The sequence below is a fragment of the Halomonas citrativorans genome, from assembly GCF_014898005.1.
In the GTDB taxonomy this organism is placed as follows: Bacteria; Pseudomonadota; Gammaproteobacteria; order Pseudomonadales; family Halomonadaceae; genus Vreelandella; species Vreelandella citrativorans.
On record NZ_JABUYX010000008.1, the window covers coordinates 1 to 15,305 of the forward strand.

15 protein-coding genes are annotated in these 15,305 nt (G+C 55.9%); 8 read left to right on the forward strand and 7 right to left on the reverse strand.

The window, feature by feature from the left end; translation table 11 throughout:
• Positions 1-633, forward strand: a 633-nt coding sequence (locus INT20_RS09890; RefSeq protein WP_193056820.1) for a transposase, incomplete at its 5' end; no start/stop codon positions are given.
• Positions 634-816: 183 nt separating this feature from the next.
• Here INT20_RS09890 and INT20_RS09895 read toward each other — a convergent pair.
• The 4 genes from INT20_RS09895 to dctP form a co-directional block, all read right to left on the reverse strand.
• Positions 817-2,517, reverse strand: a complete 1,701-nt coding sequence (locus tag INT20_RS09895) for an ABC transporter permease (protein WP_193056821.1) — start codon at positions 2,515-2,517, stop codon at positions 817-819.
• Positions 2,518-2,735: 218 nt separating this feature from the next.
• Positions 2,736-4,070 (reverse strand): TRAP transporter large permease, encoded by a 1,335-nt coding sequence (locus INT20_RS09900; RefSeq protein WP_193056822.1) that lies wholly within the window; start codon positions 4,068-4,070, stop codon positions 2,736-2,738.
• Positions 4,067-4,570, reverse strand: a complete 504-nt coding sequence (locus INT20_RS09905; protein WP_193056823.1) for a TRAP transporter small permease subunit — start codon at positions 4,568-4,570, stop codon at positions 4,067-4,069. The genes INT20_RS09900 and INT20_RS09905 overlap by 4 nt, the downstream gene beginning before the upstream one ends.
• Positions 4,571-4,630: 60 nt before the next feature.
• Positions 4,631-5,734 (reverse strand): TRAP transporter substrate-binding protein DctP, encoded by a 1,104-nt coding sequence (dctP, locus tag INT20_RS09910; RefSeq protein WP_193056824.1) that lies wholly within the window; start codon positions 5,732-5,734, stop codon positions 4,631-4,633.
• 365 nt (positions 5,735-6,099) lie between these two features.
• Between dctP and INT20_RS09915 the strand changes: the two genes are divergently transcribed.
• Together INT20_RS09915 and INT20_RS09920 are read left to right on the forward strand one after the other, a co-directional pair.
• Complete coding sequence (locus INT20_RS09915) at positions 6,100-8,247, forward strand: tRNA(Met) cytidine acetyltransferase TmcA (RefSeq protein WP_193056825.1); 2,148 nt, start codon at positions 6,100-6,102, stop codon at positions 8,245-8,247.
• A 39-nt stretch (positions 8,248-8,286) separates the two neighbouring features.
• Entirely contained in the window at positions 8,287-9,753 is a 1,467-nt protein-coding gene (locus INT20_RS09920; RefSeq protein ID WP_193056826.1) for an aminoacyl-histidine dipeptidase, read from the forward strand.
• 67 nt (positions 9,754-9,820) lie between these two features.
• Here INT20_RS09920 and INT20_RS09925 read toward each other — a convergent pair whose 3' ends face one another.
• Positions 9,821-10,297 (reverse strand): Dps family protein, encoded by a 477-nt coding sequence (locus INT20_RS09925; RefSeq protein WP_172117354.1) that lies wholly within the window; start codon positions 10,295-10,297, stop codon positions 9,821-9,823.
• A 233-nt stretch (positions 10,298-10,530) separates the two neighbouring features.
• Complete coding sequence (locus tag INT20_RS09930) at positions 10,531-11,670, reverse strand: glycerate kinase (RefSeq protein ID WP_193056827.1); 1,140 nt, start codon at positions 11,668-11,670, stop codon at positions 10,531-10,533.
• 121 nt (positions 11,671-11,791) lie between these two features.
• On the opposite strand from INT20_RS09930, the gene INT20_RS09935 reads away from it, so the two are divergent.
• The 4 genes from INT20_RS09935 to INT20_RS09950 are packed head-to-tail and all read left to right on the forward strand — an operon-like array spanning position 11,792 to position 14,493.
• A complete protein-coding gene (locus INT20_RS09935) occupies positions 11,792-12,352 on the forward strand; it encodes a hypothetical protein (RefSeq protein WP_193056828.1) in 561 nt (186 codons plus the stop codon).
• Positions 12,349-12,723 carry a hypothetical protein gene (locus INT20_RS09940; RefSeq protein WP_193056829.1) on the forward strand — a complete coding sequence of 125 codons (375 nt, stop codon included), beginning with the start codon at positions 12,349-12,351 and terminating at the stop codon, positions 12,721-12,723. Before INT20_RS09935 ends, INT20_RS09940 begins: the two co-directional genes overlap by 4 nt.
• Positions 12,724-12,776: 53 nt before the next feature.
• Positions 12,777-13,409 carry a DUF1007 family protein gene (locus tag INT20_RS09945; RefSeq protein ID WP_264299232.1) on the forward strand — a complete coding sequence of 211 codons (633 nt, stop codon included), beginning with the start codon at positions 12,777-12,779 and terminating at the stop codon, positions 13,407-13,409.
• Positions 13,410-13,464: 55 nt separating this feature from the next.
• Positions 13,465-14,493, forward strand: coding sequence for a nickel/cobalt transporter (locus INT20_RS09950; protein WP_226912121.1), 1,029 nt, complete (start codon positions 13,465-13,467; stop codon positions 14,491-14,493).
• 6 nt (positions 14,494-14,499) lie between these two features.
• On the opposite strand, the gene INT20_RS09955 is transcribed toward INT20_RS09950, so the two are convergent.
• Positions 14,500-14,919, reverse strand: coding sequence for an HIT domain-containing protein (locus tag INT20_RS09955; RefSeq protein WP_193053317.1), 420 nt, complete (start codon positions 14,917-14,919; stop codon positions 14,500-14,502).
• 188 nt (positions 14,920-15,107) lie between these two features.
• Here INT20_RS09955 and INT20_RS09960 point away from each other — a divergent pair, with 188 nt between their 5' ends.
• Entirely contained in the window at positions 15,108-15,239 is a 132-nt protein-coding gene (locus INT20_RS09960; protein ID WP_193056831.1) for an entericidin A/B family lipoprotein, read from the forward strand.
• The last annotated feature ends 66 nt before the right edge of the window (positions 15,240-15,305 follow it).

The window sequence follows — 15,305 nt, forward strand, 5'->3', positions numbered from 1 at the left end:
GGTGATAGCCACTTTTGTCGTCCCCGGATGCTGAACTGGTGTGATCGGCATCACGTCGACTACATCGTGGGAATCGCAAAGAACAGCCGGCTGCTCAAGGAAGTGGGCGTCCCCATGATGCTGGTGCGCAAGACCCAATGGCAGGTGGGAGGGAAAGTAGCGGGGACGTTCCGCTTCCAGTATCAAGCCCGCTCCTGGAAATACCCACGCTGGGTGGTGGCCCGCCTAGAAGAAGGTGAGTTAGGCTCTAATCCCCGGTTTATCATCAGCTCTCGTTACGATGACGGCTTCAAGCTTTACTACGAGCAGTACTGTGCCCGGGGTGACATGGAGAACCGGATCAAGGATCAACAACTGAGCCTGTTTGCTGACCGGACCTCCAGCACGCACTGGTGGGCCAATCAGTGGCGGCTGATCTTGTCGGGCTTCGCTTATACGCTGTTCGAGCGGTTACGGACTTACCTGAAGCACACGCCCTTCGCGCGCATGAGTCCAAGCAACCTGAGGCTCAAGCTCATCAAAGTAGGCGCGGTCATCCTCCGCAATACGCGCCGCATCCGGGTGTTGATGAGTGACAGCTACCCCTATAAAACGGCGCTATCCGATCTGGTCAGGCGGTTGGTGCCGAACTGACTGCTCGGGCGCCCCCGGCCCGACGCAATGGGGGAAAGGGGGAAGTGTGTCTGAAGGACGGAAAGTGGTTAAAAAATAGCCGATGTAAGTCGAGCCAGTAGGTGTTTAGCGGTGTTACAGCCTGAGTGCGGTACTGGCTGAGGTACTATGAGAAATCCAGGCTAGGTAGACTTCCCAGTAGATTTACTGAGCATGGCTGCCGGGCCGAGCCCGGCGCATGGCCAGGCTAAGCAGAATCACCGGCAAGATGCCGACCACCACAATAGCCAGCGACGCGGTGGAGGCCTCAGCCAAGCGCTCATCAGACGCCAGGCTATAAGCACGTACCGCCAGAGTATCGAAGTTAAACGGCCGCAGGATAATCGTCGCGGGTAGTTCTTTCATCACATCCACAAACACGAGAATTCCGGCGGCCAGCAGGCTGCTACGCATCAGCGGCGTATGAATACGGCGCAGCGTGCCGCCTGCAGTTTGGCCCAGAGTACGCGAGGCGGCATCCATATTGGGGGTGACTTTGCCAAGGCTTGCCTCAACCGCATTAAATGACACGGCCAAAAAGCGCACGACATAGGCATAAATTAAAATAAACGCCGAGCCGCTAAATACCAGACCGATAATTTTTCCGTAGTGGGCGTGTAGCCACGTATTCAGCGTGTTATCCAGCCAGGCAAAGGGAATCAAGATACCTACCGCAACCACCGAGCCGGGAATGGCATAGCCCATCGCGGCGACCCGGGTAAATAGCCGGGCCCCGGGCGAATTGTGTAGCCGAACGCTATAGCTCAACAGCACCGCCAGGCCCACGGCAATCAGCGCCGCGACCATGGCAAGGCTTAAGCTGTTGGTAGCGAAGCGGATAAAGCGCGTGCCCAGCAGGGCGTCGCCCTGCTGAATGGCAAGGTTCAGCAAGATGCCGCTCGGCAATAAAAAGCCGATGACGATAGGCAGCAAGCAGGCGAGCGTTGCGCCAAGGGCGCGCCAACCATGCAGGCGATACTCGGGCAACTGCTGGTAGCGGTTGGTGGTATGAAAATAGCGCCGCTTCCCGCGCGAGAAGCGCTCCAGCAGCACCAGTACAATCACAAACGTCAGCAAGCAGGCCGCCAGCTGCGCGGCTGCCACGGGTTCGCCCAGCCCAAACCAGGTGCGGTAAATGCCGGTGGTAAAGGTATCTACGCCAAAAAACTGCACCGCGCCAAACTCGTTGAGAGTTTCCATCAGCACCAGCGAAACGCCACCCACCAGGGCGGGGCGCGCCAGCGGCAGGGCAACGCTTGCAAACAGGTGCCAGGGGCCGCGACCCAGCGTGCGCCCTACATCGAGTACGCATACCGATTGCTCAAGAAAGGAGGCACGGGCGAGCAAATAAACGTAGGGATACAGCACAAACGTGATCAGCGTCGCGGCGCCGCCTAACGAGCGCACGTTGGGGAAATAGTAGTCGCCGTATTGCCAGTCAAACCACCCGCGAAGCGCACTCTGTAGCGGCCCTGCCACCTGCAAAAAATCCGTGTAAGCGTAGGCGATGACATAGGTGGGCACCGCCAGCGGTAATAAAAGTGCCCACTCGAAGATTCGTTTGCCTGGGAAGCGACACATCACCACCAGCCAGGCGCTACCGGCGCCCAGGATTAATGTGCCCAGCCCCACCCAGAGCACAAGCCAAAAGGTATTCGACAGATAGCGGCTCAACACGGTGCTCGCCAAGTGCTGCCAGACGCCTTCCGTCGGCACAAAGATATAGCTCAAGACAACCAGAATCGGCAATGCCACCGTCAGTGCAATCAAGAACAGCGCACATGACCAGGGTGTGAGTGATAGCCTAAAGCGGGATATACCGTCAGCGAGTAGCGCCAATCGTGAACGGCGAGCGGGAATGGGCACGTCGTTGTCTCCTAAGACGAGGCTGGCAGGCTGACTCGTCAATGCGAAAAAATAACAGCTGTAAATGGTATCACTTGAGTGAAGGAGTGTGGCTCATCAATATCGAGCAATGTCTGTTGAATAGGCAAAAAAATCCGGTATCCAATGAAGAATACCGGATTTTCTTAGAGTCTTCGGTCATAACCGAACAGCATTACGCCTAAGAGCGGGGTGGCCGGTTAATAGCCGACCATCAAGCTGGGTAAGCCTGTGACGAGCCAGGGGAAAGAGGCCATCAGCAAGCAGGCCAACAGGATAAGCGCCACAAACGGCACCACGGCTTTATACAGATCGACAATCTCCACACCGGGCGGAGCCACGCCTTTCAGGTAGAACAGGGCATAGCCAAACGGTGGGGTAAGAAACGAAGTTTGCAGCACCACAGCCACCATGACGACAAACCACAGCGGATCAATGCCCATCTGCTGGATGATCGGCAGCATGATGGGAAAGCTCAGCAGTACGATGCCGGTCCAGTCCAGGAACATACCCAGCACAAATACCAGCAGTAGCATCATGATCAACGCGCCGGTATTGCCGCCGGGCATGGCCAGCAACAGGTCTTGAATAACCTGCATGCCGCCACCGCGCGAGAACACGCCGGTAAACGCGGTCGCGCCGACCAGCACCAGCATTACCATGGTGGTGGTTTTACCCGCCTCCAACAGCGTTCTAAAGCAAGTGGATAGCCTCCTGTCACCAAAGATTAAAAACAAAATGAATGCGATAAAAACGCCAATTGCTGAGGCTTCTGTGGCGGTGGCAATCCCGGTAAACAGCGCGCCAAGTACCCCAAGGATCAACGACATGGGCGGCACCACGTACTTGCCTAGCATGATAAGAAGCTGCCGGGTGCTAACTTCCGCGCGTTCCTCCTTGGGCACTGGCGGGCCGTAAGACGGTTTAAAGTGGCAGATCAGCAGTACGTAAAGTGCATACATAGCGCCCAGCATTAACCCTGGCACCATGGCGCCCGCAAACAGTGCACCTACCGATACCGGCGAGTAGCTGGCCATCAGGATCAGCATGATGCTGGGCGGAATCAAAATGCCCAAACAGCCGCTGGCCATGATTACGCCTGCGCTTAGCTCCTTGTTATAGCCGTACTTGAGCATCGGTACTAAGGCGATCATACCCATTACCGCAATGGACGCGCCAACAATGCCGGTCGTCGCGGCTAGGAGTACCGACACAATTACCACGGTCAGCGCCAATCCGCCACGTAGGTTGGCCAGCAGCAGGCGCATGGCATCAAACATTCGCTCGGTAACCCCGGAGTCGTTTAGAAAGCGCGCCATGAGTATAAAAAGCGGTATCGCCACGAGTACGTAGTTATCCATGGCGTTACCATAGATATTGTTGATCAGCGTGCCCAACACCCGCTCTCCGGGGCCTAAAAACGCGCCAATCACTGCTACACCACCTAGCACAAATGCCAGTGGGTGGCCCATGAAAAGTCCCACCAGCAGGCCGCCAAACATCACCAGGGCGAGTAATTCAGGACTCAGGTTCATGCCGGAGCCTCCTGACGCAACTGTATAATAGCGCGCAGTACAATAGCGATGGCCTGCAGGAGCAGCAGCACTGCCGCCAGCACAATCACGCCTTTAATGGGATACACCGGAATCGACACCATACCGTAGGTAGTTTCGCCGCGGCTAAAAGCGCGCTCGAAAAACAGCCATCCGTACTTGAGCAGCATCCAGATAAAGGGCACAAAGAAAATCAAATACCCGAATAGAGTGAGCAGCGCCTGCTTTTTGCGCGATAACAGGCGCTTTAAAACGTCGACTTCTACATGGACGTGGTGGCGCAGACCATAAGCCGCCATCAGCATGAAGTGCGCCCCAAACAGCATTTTGGTGATATCAAATGCCCAGTCGCTGGGTCGGCCAAACAGGAAGCGCGAGGTAATGTCATAAAGCACGATAAGGGTAATGACGGCGATCAAGGGGGCTATCAGGCGTCCAAAGGCTTCGTTAATCGTATCAATGGCCTGGGCAATCGCATTCATGAAAGATCTCCGATCAGCACAACAAACGCCCCGGCATGGCCGAGGCGAAACATGAGCGCCTTACAGGCAGGCTTCGATCTCTTCCAATGACGGCAAATTATCCATGGTTCGGCTCATATTGAAGGGGGCCGAAGCGTCACGCCACGTCGCATAATCCTGCAAATAGGTAATCATGGAGTGATAGACCTTGGCATGATCGGGATTTTCACAGGCGCCTTGCACGATCACCTGATTGGTCACTTCCTGAATGCGTGCAAGATCTTCTTCTGAAAACTGGTTAATGGTCACCTCGGCATCAATAAACTTCTGGGTAGCCGCGTTGGACTCAAATTCAGACCAGGCCAGCGACCAAGCCATTGTGGCATCCGCGGCGATACGTAATTTCTCTTGGGTTTCCTCGGAAAGTGCATCCCAAGCATCTTTATTAATCATTACGCCAAAGACGCTGGCCGACTGATGCCAGCCCGGCGTGGCCCAGTTATCGGCGACTTCGGCGAAGCCTGCATTGTAGTCAACACCGGGTGTTGAGAATTCACCAGCGTCAATCACTCCGCGCTCTATCGCCTGGTAAATTTCACCCCCTGCAAGCGTTACTTGAGAGCCACCCAGCTGTTCCAGTACGCGCCCTTGGTCACGGCCTGAAAGACGCAAACGCTTGCCCTCAAGGTCAGCAATACTTGCAATGGGGGTGCGGCCCATAAATCCGGACTCGTTGTTAGTAATACCGTAGGGCAGATACATCATGTTGAACTGGCCATAAATATCTTCATAGAGTTCACGCCCGCCCCATTGCTGAATCCAGTTAAGGTAATCAACGCCGTTAAATAGGCTTGTAGTAGTGGCTAGTGGTGAAAAAGCAGGATTTAAGCCTGCCCAGTAACCTGGCCAATCGCCTGCAGCTTCTATGCTGCCGGTTTCAGTCGCATCAAACACTTCGGTGCCAGGCATCAGAGTGCCTCCGGCCCGGAAACTAATTTGTAGTTCATCGCCTGCCAATTTATTAACCAGCTCAACCCAATGCTGGTCAATCTTGATGAGATCAAGGTTGTCAGGCCATGTGGAAGTCATTGTCCACTGCTCTTGTGCTTGTGCCGTCGTAGCGAGTGCGGCTAACGTCACGCTTGCCGCCAGACTGGTAAGGCTGAATCGAGTGATCATTTTCATGTTATTTTTCCTGGTTGGCATAAGGCATTGTTAGTATTTGTTACCGTGATGCAGGAAAGCGTAGCTAAGAAGTTGACGCGTACGTAAAGTGGCGATGCTTCAAGAGTAAGTTAGCATACTCTCCCCGCTGCGGCGCAATATCAGTAAGCCAAGTAAATAAACACTAAATTTTCCATTTATTAAGACAATATTTTATTTTAAATCAATTGCTTGCTGTTTTTGTTTGCACATTTTGTAAAATGTGTTGAGGCTATAAACGTTGAAAATAGATATTTTGTTCAACCAAAGTCTTAACTAGGGGGCGTGTGCCAGGAGTCGTGATGCCAGGGTTGTCATCACCAGCCAGATTGACGAGAACGTTAAGCATGATTAGTGAGCGGCCAGTTCAAGCGCTAGTTGCCCATTCCAGGCGGCTGGAGAGGAGGCGTTGGCGTCAACTGGTATGGCTAACCGGTAGGCCTTGCGAATGTCGTGCCCACGCGCATCGGCTGTGGCAGGCGGCTAACTGGGCAGCACCTTTATGGGTCGCTCATCAGGCCGATGATGTGCCCGTTGCGCCCTGGATAACGCCCCGTAAGGCGCGCACGCGTTTAGGTGCAGAGCATCAGCTCATCGTGCTGGATGCCAGTGGTGAGGCGGGCCTTGATCCTGACGCGCTAGGCGCGCTGGCAGGCACGTTGATAGCGGGAGGCTTGCTGGTGCTTATTACTCCCAAGCCTTGGGGTCGTCATCCGGACCCGGATTACGCGCGTTTTGCTGACCACCCTTGGCACTGGGAGCAGTTAACGTCGCACTATCTGGCGCGATTGGCTCGCCTGCTTTATGAGCGTACAGATGTTATCCCTTGGCATGCCCCTGGAGTGCCAAAGCTTCCCCGTTTACCCGCCAGCACGAATTGTCCACAGAGCGTTAGCGATAGCGCGTGTCTCACGGCGGATCAATCGGCTATCGTTGCCCAGCTTGTACGTTTGAAGCGCCGCCGCCCAGTGGTGATTACCGCTGATCGTGGGCGGGGTAAAAGTGCCGCGCTTGGAATCGCTTGCGCACGCCTTTTAGAAAACGGGACCTCGAATATCATTGTCACGGCTCCCAGGTTAAGCGCCGTGGAGAGTCTGTTCGCTCGGCTTGAAGCCCTGTGCCCTGACGGAGCGCGCATCGCCCCAGGGCGCTTTCAACTCGCAGATAACCGCGAGCTGAGCTTTTTGCCCCCGGATGTACTTACCGAGCAGGTTGCGGCCAAACAGTTGGGAGGCGATGGCAGCTATTTAATGGTGGATGAAGCCGCGGCGATTCCTGCTGCCTTGTTGGGTCAGTGGCTGGCGGCGTTTCCGCGTATTGCGTTTGCGACCACCGTTGATGGCTACGAAGGTTCAGGGCGAGGGTTTGCCTTGCGCTTTAAAGACGTATTGACCCGGCTGACGCCGCAATGGAAAGCCTTGACGCTGGACACCCCCATCCGCTGGAATGCCGGTGATCCTCTTGAAGCCGCGATCAACCGGTTGCTGCTACTCAAGGCGCCTTTGCCAGCCTTAGGGCAACGTGACGATGACGCGGATAGTTCATATACACTCGAACGTGCTTGCCTTGCCCAGGAGGAAGCTGCTCTTGAAGCGCTGTTTGGCCTGTTGGTGCAGTCTCACTACCGGACCTCTCCAGGTGACGTGCGTCAGCTGTTAGACGGACCCGGAACCACGCTGCGTCTACTGGGGCACAAACATGCCCCTCAAGCGGTTCTGGTGGCACGAGAAGAGGGCGGTTTTGATGCCTCGCTTGCCGAGCAAGTCGCACGGGGCGAGCGCCGCCCGCAAGGGCATTTGATGGCGCAGTCGCTGGCCGCCCACGTGGGCAGCCGTACAGCACTGACCGCCCGCTGGCGGCGTGTCGTGCGTATCGCTACTCATCCAGACCGCCGCCGGGAAGGCCTGGGGCAACAACTTATTGCCGAGGATGTTCAGGAGGCCACGCAGCAAGGCATTGCGCTTTATGGCGCCACCTTCGGCGCCGAAGCGTCGCTACTGCGTTTCTGGCTTGCTCAAGGGTTTCAGCCCGTGCGGCTGGGCATCACCCGTGAAGCGGCTACCGGGGAATTTGCGGTGATGGTTGCCAAAGCGCTGAACGTTGAGGGGCGCGCGGTACTGCATTCGTTAACGGCAGGGTTCAGCGCTGCGTTACCCAGCTTGCTGGCGTTTGAATTAACCGCGCTGCCCGCCGAGGTAGTCACACTGTTACTACGTGGGCTGCCTTCTACACCGCTAACCCCAGAAGAGCGCCAAGCCATCAACGATGTCGCCTATGCGCATCGTGACCCGGCGCTGGCGCGACCTGCGCTACAAGCGCTGGCGCGAGAAGCCAGCCACGTGCCCTCATCAGGCATGGCAACCGCACACCACCAACTGGCGGCGTGGGCTTTTCAAAACCAGCCTTTAGCCGCTGCGCATAATGCGTCCGTTCGTGCACTACGCCAAGCGGTGGGGCAGGTGGCATCAATGCATGCTTTTCCCTCGTCGCCTTGAGGAGTAAAGTGGGTCGGTTACCGATAATGAAGAGTTTTTATGAACGCACATTTAGGCGCGTTAACGCCGCCTATCGTTTGGCGCCATTTTCGTACGCTGTGTAATACGCCGCGCCCTTCTGGCCAGGAAGCTGCGTTGGTCGCGATACTAGAAGCCTGGGCCGATGCTCAAGGGCTTGCTCACGACCGCGATAGTTTTGGCAATTTACGCATTTGTAAGCCGGCATCACCTGGCTGCGAACACGCCCCAGGGGTTATTTTGCAGGGCCATCTGGATATGGTGGCCCAGGCCAATGCTGACAGCGCTCATGATTTTTCGCGTGATCCAATAAGCACCTACGTCGCCGATGGTTGGTTGCATGCTGAGGGTACGACGCTTGGGGCTGACAACGGAATGGGCGTAGCGGCTATTCTTGCCGTGCTTGAGGATGCAGAGCTCACCCATGGTCCGCTTGAAGCGCTGTTTACTCTGGAAGAAGAGACCTCAATGGGAGGCGCGCTGAACCTGGCAGAGAACTGGCTGAAAGGTTCATTGCTGCTTAACCTGGACAGTGAAGACCGCGGTGAAGTGTATATCGGCTGCGCGGGCGGTGGTGATGTGGTGGTGGATGCCCAGCTACCCAGTGCCAAGCTACGCGACGATGAGCAACTGGTCGAGATTGCGCTGACAGGCCTTAAAGGCGGCCATTCAGGCATGGATATCCACAAGCCGCTGGGCAATGCCAATCGCCTGCTGGTGCGTGCGCTGCGTACCCTTGAAGGGTTTGATGGACGGCTGGTTAGCTACCACGGCGGCACGCTGCGTAATGCGATTCCTCGTGAAGCGTTTGCTCAGCTGGCCTTGCCCGCTGACGAAGTGGATGCCGCCTTCGACGCGCTAAAAGCGCTGGAAAGTACCCTGCGTGCCGAGCTTGGCAGTGGCGATAGCGGTCTGGTGCTGACGGCAACGCGTGCGGTGAATAATGCGTCAGTAGACCCGCTAACCCTGGACGCCAGTGCCATGTTGGTGGCCGCGCTTCACGCAGCGCCCTGCGGCGTCGAGCGCGTGAGCGCTGATGTGCCCGGTGTTGTTGAAACGTCCAATAATCTGGGCGTACTCAGCCTGAAAGAGGGCCGTTTGCATCTATGTGCGCTGGTGCGCTCCTTGCACGATACCGCAATGATCGCTTTGGCCGACCGTTTTGAGGCACTGTTTGGGTTGATTGGCGCACGTGTCCGTGTCGAGAATAGCTACCCCGGTTGGGCGCCGAATCCTGGCAGTGCGCTGTTAGCGATTTTTAACAAACGCCATGCCGCGCTGTTTGGGAAAGAGCCCGCTGTTAAGGTCATTCACGCAGGGCTTGAGTGCGGCATTCTGGGCAGTAAATATCCCCACCTGGATATGATCTCGTTTGGCCCGCTGATTCGTGGGGCTCACTCCCCGGAGGAGCGGGTGGAGCTTGCATCGGTCGATGAGTTCTGGCGTATGCTGCGCGCGTTGATGGAAGACCTCGCTCAGAAAGGCTAGTCTCAGCTAAACAAAAACGGCACCGCGAGGGTGCCGTTTTTGCATCTATCGCTAAGAAGAGCGCTTATCACTTACCGAGATAGGCGTTCAGCATCCAGATGGTTTTTTCCTGCTCGCGAATGTAGTCGCTGGCTAGTGAGGCTGTCCCTTCATCATCAGCGTCAGAGGCGAGTGAGAGCACTTCGCGCTGAAGCTCAATCAGGACCTGGTATCCTTTGATAATGCCGTTAACGCAGGCTTTGCCGTCGTGTACGTCTTTATCTTCCTGAATATGCGAAAGCGTGGCGTAGTCACTGTAGGCATGTACCGGCTTGTGACTCAGGGTGAGGATACGCTCGGCGACTTCATCTACCTTGGTCAGCAGGTCCGTGTAAAACTCTTCAAACTTGGCGTGCAGTTCAAAAAAGTCGCTACCCTTCACGTTCCAGTGGTAGCCGCGCACGTTCATGTAAAAAATCTGGTAGTTCGCCAGCAGGTGGTTGAGTTTCTCGGCAAGCTGGCTGGCACTGCCTTCATGAAGGCCGATGCTATTGGTATCGGTCATGCTGTCTCTCCTTGTTGGAGCCGTGTAGCACGGCTATCAAATCGTTTGATTAGCATAAAACGCTGCTGGAACATTGCAAAACAGGTTTTTTGCATCGTACTCATAGTGTTATGACATTACCGTGACGGCAACACCATCCGGTTTTAATAACTGGATCTTAAAACGGACCATGTATCGACGTGGCTTTCACGAACGCTGCCTAACAACAGTAATGCTGCCGTTCGAGATGTTTTTCAAGGGGCCGCCGGGGTTAACCATAAACGAATAATTGTTTCACAGCGTGCCGCCAGCAACTCGGCTGTTCTGGGTAAAGCCTGTTCCAGCGTCATGGGACCATCGGCCAAGGCAAAGGCAGCGGTTACACCTTCATCAAGACAGGCTTGCCAGCCATCGCCCAGGCTGCCCGCTAAAATAATCACTGGTTTACCCAAGCGCTTGGCCGCACGGGAAACGCCAATGGGTGTTTTGCCCGACATGCTTTGTCCATCCAGGCGTCCCTCACCGGTAATGATCAGGTCAGCGTTATTGAGCAGAGTGGGCATATTCGCGTGCTGCATAATCAATTCGATGCCCGGTTTCAGCGTCGCGTTAAGAAAAGCGCTGGCTGCAAACCCCATTCCGCCTGCGGCACCTGCGCCGGGCAGGTCTCGGTAGTCATGCGCCAACGTGCTGGCGCAAATATCGGCAAAGCGGGCAAGCGCCAAGTCAAGCTGAGCTACCTCTTCAGGGGAGGCGCCTTTTTGAGGGCCAAATACCGCACTGGCGCCCCGTTCACCCAGCAGTGGGTTATCCACATCTACCGCTGCTTCCACGCTGAGTGAGGCCAGGCGTGGGTCCAGCCCAGAAATATCCAGCGATTCAAGGCCTACAAGTGCAGCACCGCCTGGCGCAAGAGGCTTGCCATGTGCATCCTGAAACCTGGCGCCCAGGGCTTGTAGCATGCCAGCACCGCCATCGTTGGTGGCGCTTCCTCCTAGCAGTAGCAGTACGTTTTCGGCGCCCTGGTTAAGCGCTGCGAGAAATAACTCGCCTACCCCAAACGTGGAGGTTTGTAGCGCGTTGCGCTCTTGAGGGCTTAAGTGTTGTAATCCGCTGGCTTCTGCCAGTTCGATAAACGCGGTACGCTGTTCGCTAAGCCAACCCCAGGCGGCATCGCGGGGTCGTCCAAGTGCATCGTGAACCGTTTGATAGCACCGCTTGGCACCGGTTGCGGCAATTAATGCATCCAGACTTCCTTCGCCACCATCAGCCAACGGGCAGCAGTGTGTTTGCGCGCCGGGGACCGCACTACGTACGCCTTTAGCCATCGCCTTGGCTGCTAATTCAGCGCTTAGGGCGTCTTTAAAACTATCGGGGCAAAGCAGGATATTCATCGCACAATCTCCGCAAATGACGGTCTCTAATCTATTGTAATGATGAGAGGAGCTTAACGCGCTGCTTGCTGATAGACCAGTTGCTGATAGACCCGTTGTGATCATCGCTTGAGGATCTAACATGAAGTCGATACCGATTAGCTTAACCTGCCTGCTGGCGCTGGCTGGCTGCCAGGTGACGCCAGACCGTCTGCCCCAGGCCGAGCCTGCCCCCTCAGCGGCCTGCTATTTTTCTAACAGTGCTGAAAGAGACTCCCAGGAAGTGCTTCGCCAAAGCGTTGCGCTGCTCACCGAATCGGGATTTGAACTGAATTCGACGGATGCGACGTTAGGCCTGGTCACTGCTAGCCGCACCCAAGCGCTGCGTGGCTATTACGATCCTTATGATAACGCCTACGGTTATGGTCGCGGCATACGTGCCTTCGGCGGGTTTGGATTGGGAGGCGGCGGCGGTATCGGCATCGGAATGGGCTTTGGGGGCGGGCTGCAACAGCAGCCAGTCGAGGTCGAACGGGTCTCGCTGTTGATCCACGACGACCATATTCGTATCTCGCGCGATATCCGCCGCTTCGACCATCTGGGCGATATGCGGGAGTCGTACAGCGCGAGCAACGATGATTTTTGTCAGCGCTTTCAAACGGCGCTTGAGCAATACAGGGTGCCAACCGGGAGAGGGTTATGAGGCGAGGCCGTTGGGATATCAGATGGGTGGGCGTGATGCTTTTGGGGGCATGGCTTACCGGCTGCGCAACGACGTCGCCGTCTGTCCCGCGTGAGCTTGTCTATCCAACCTCGGTCGATACGACGTTTCGAAGCGCTGTCGAGCTGATGATGAAGCAAGGGTATGTGATACGCCATGCCGATTTGACCCTGGGGCGTGCAGAAGCCTCGCTAGCCCGTTGGCCTGAATACCGTTTGCAGCTACAGGTGAGTGAAGCGGGGAGTGGTAGCCAGGTGAGTGTCATGGCTTGGCGTGGCAATCAACCATTGGCACCTTATTTATTGGATCCGTGGCTAGTGGATTTACAAGCAACGTTGGGATTAGCACCGTGAAGCAGTGTTGTGATCAAAGAGTAAGTACTTTTTATAGCGGCAAATGTTGGGTACTGGGCGCTGGGTTGATCGGCTTACTGATGAGCCCGCTTGCAACCGCACATCCGCATGGCTGGATTGATTTCAGTATCCGAGTCATGACCGACGACGAGGGCGTTGTGCGCGGGTTGCATCACGCATGGCGGATGGACCCTTTTTATAGCCTGGTGGTGTTTGAAGAGCTCCAGCATGTGGATGGCGTTAGCCTGGAAGTTGGGCTTGACCGATTAGGCACTGAAATACGCGATAATCTTGCGGGTCAGCACTACTTTACAGACGTTCGTTTGGATGGCGAGCCGTTGGCATTGGGTGAGGTAACCGAATACACGGCCAGGGAACATGACGGGCGGCTTAGCTTTACGTTTATCCTCCCGCTACAAACGCCCCAACCCTTGGCGGGCCATGTGCTTGATTATCAAGTATACGATCCAACGTATTATATCGAGATGGTTCATGAGTCAGAAAATAACCAGCCTAAAGACGACGCCTTGGTGCTGCACGGGGAACCTGCCTGCGAGCTAAGCATCTTAATCGCCGAACCTGACCCTGAACTGGTCCTGCAAGCTGCTCTGCTGGACCAGGATGAGGAAGCCGAACCAGGGCTTGGACGATTTTTTGCCGAAACGGGACGTGTTGATTGCCGCTAATCACAAGCCGCAGACCCGACGAACTCTATAAATGTATGAAATAAGGTAGTGCTTTATGCGATCACTCGTTATGCGCAGGCCCATTATGCTGATTGCGCTATTAGCACTTGCTGCCGGGGCCGTGATATTTCTATGGGAAGGGGGATTACAGAGCACAAGCTACCAGATGCTGGCTTGGCAGCGGAGCTTTAACCGCTCGCTCACGCTAGCGATTACCGAGCTTGCCCGCGAACCTTCTCAAGCCACCTGGTGGGTATTATTGAGCGTCAGTTTTGGTTACGGCGTTTTTCACGCGGCAGGGCCTGGGCACGGGAAGGCGGTGCTGGCAACGTATCTGGCCTCTCATGGGGGCGCCGTGCGCCGCGCGCTAGGACTTTCGTTTGCCGCGTCGCTGTTGCAAGGCGTGACTGCCATCGTCATGGTGGCCATTCTGGTGCACGGCCTGGGGTGGCTAACGCGTCAGGCCATGGGCAGTGTTGTTTGGGTTGAGCAGGCCAGTTTTTTACTCATAACGCTATTGGGTGTTTGGCTATGCGTTCGGGCTTACAAGCAGCTGCGCCGCGCTTATCAGCCTATTGCGTTTTATCCGGTTCAGCACGACCACGGCAATGGCCATCATCTCAATCACGACCACCGCCATGGCCACCACCACTGCTGTGGCGGCGCGCATCATATTGAACCCGAGCAAGCGTTGGATTGGCGTACCGCCATCATGACGGTCGGTGCGATTGGTATGCGTCCTTGCAGTGGCGCGGTACTTTTACTCGGCGCCGCCAGCCTATTGGGGCAGTTTTATATTGGCGTTTTATCGGTACTGGCCATGTCGCTGGGTACAGGAATTACGGTGTCGGCGTTGGCGCTTGCCAGCGTGTTTGCACGTCGCTGGGCAACGCGGCGTTTAGCCAGGCAGCAGCACGCTTCTCAGTCGGCGCATAAAGTGGTGGGCTGGGCGGCGCTTGCCGGCGGCATATTGATTTTTTTATTGGGCGTTATGCTTGTCACGACGAGTGTTTCTCAACCCGCCGGGGCGCCCTTGCTTGGCGAGCCGCCCGCAAGGCAAAGCAGCCCGCTTTTAAGGCCCTGACAGCAGCTAAGCGTTTAAGCGGTCAATATGCGCAATAAGTTGATCGCGCAGGTCGGCAAGTGACTCCAACTCATACGGTTCGGCGCTGCCATTGCCCCATACCGGCGCAGGCCAAGTGGCATCAGCCTGGTGGCGCACGACCACGTGGATATGTAGCTGTTTGACGACGTTGCCCAAGGTGGCGATATTCAGTTTATCGCCCTCGAAGAGGGTTTTCATCACGCTGCCCAGTTGGGTGGCTTCCCGCCATAGCTGGGCCTGGTCAGGCTCGGAAAGCTCAAATACTTCGCTGATATTATTCAGCCGAGGCACCAGAATCACCCAAGGATAGCGCGCATCATTCATTAACAGCACACGGCAAAGTGGCAGGTCGGCGATGGGGAAGGTGTCAGCGTCCAGACGTTGGTCGAGAGTGAAATCGTTCAAAGAGCGCGCTCCAGGTAGTCTTCAATGGTGTATATGATAGCCGATGCTTTGGGTAGATGACGCGGTGTAGGGAGCAACCTTCGGGAAAACAGGCGAAATTACCCAAACACTGTTACGCTAAAAGTACCCCTTGGAAAGGGTAGGCGCTACCAGAGGCGCTGTTGCTAGACACGTTAAGGAGAACTCAAATGAAAAAGCTTTTAGCGACTGGTTTTATTCTACTTATGACAGCAAGCGCGTTGGCCGGCTGTAACACGGTGGCTGGCGCAGGCCAGGATGTGGAAAGAGGCGGCCAGGCCGTTCAGGACGCCGCAAGCTAAGGTCCATGAACCCTTGACGATGTCGAGTGGGCCAGGCAATTGCTTGGCCCACTGTGTGTTTGGCCT

Excerpts from the sequence above, each read along its gene's own strand:
- INT20_RS09915 (WP_193056825.1), top strand. The coding sequence starts at position 6,100 with ATGATTAGTGAGCGGCCAGTTCAAGCGCTAGTTGCCCATTCCAGGCGG.
- dctP (WP_193056824.1), bottom strand. The coding sequence starts at position 5,734 with ATGAAAATGATCACTCGATTCAGCCTTACCAGTCTGGCGGCAAGCGTG.
- INT20_RS09905 (WP_193056823.1), bottom strand. The coding sequence starts at position 4,570 with ATGAATGCGATTGCCCAGGCCATTGATACGATTAACGAAGCCTTTGGA.
- INT20_RS09900 (WP_193056822.1), bottom strand. The coding sequence starts at position 4,070 with ATGAACCTGAGTCCTGAATTACTCGCCCTGGTGATGTTTGGCGGCCTG.
- INT20_RS09920 (WP_193056826.1), top strand. The coding sequence starts at position 8,287 with ATGAACGCACATTTAGGCGCGTTAACGCCGCCTATCGTTTGGCGCCAT.
- INT20_RS09925 (WP_172117354.1), bottom strand. The coding sequence starts at position 10,297 with ATGACCGATACCAATAGCATCGGCCTTCATGAAGGCAGTGCCAGCCAG.
- INT20_RS09935 (WP_193056828.1), top strand. The coding sequence starts at position 11,792 with ATGAAGTCGATACCGATTAGCTTAACCTGCCTGCTGGCGCTGGCTGGC.
- INT20_RS09940 (WP_193056829.1), top strand. The coding sequence starts at position 12,349 with ATGAGGCGAGGCCGTTGGGATATCAGATGGGTGGGCGTGATGCTTTTG.
- INT20_RS09950 (WP_226912121.1), top strand. The coding sequence starts at position 13,465 with ATGCGATCACTCGTTATGCGCAGGCCCATTATGCTGATTGCGCTATTA.
- INT20_RS09960 (WP_193056831.1), top strand. The coding sequence starts at position 15,108 with ATGAAAAAGCTTTTAGCGACTGGTTTTATTCTACTTATGACAGCAAGC.
- INT20_RS09930 (WP_193056827.1), bottom strand. The coding sequence starts at position 11,670 with ATGAATATCCTGCTTTGCCCCGATAGTTTTAAAGACGCCCTAAGCGCT.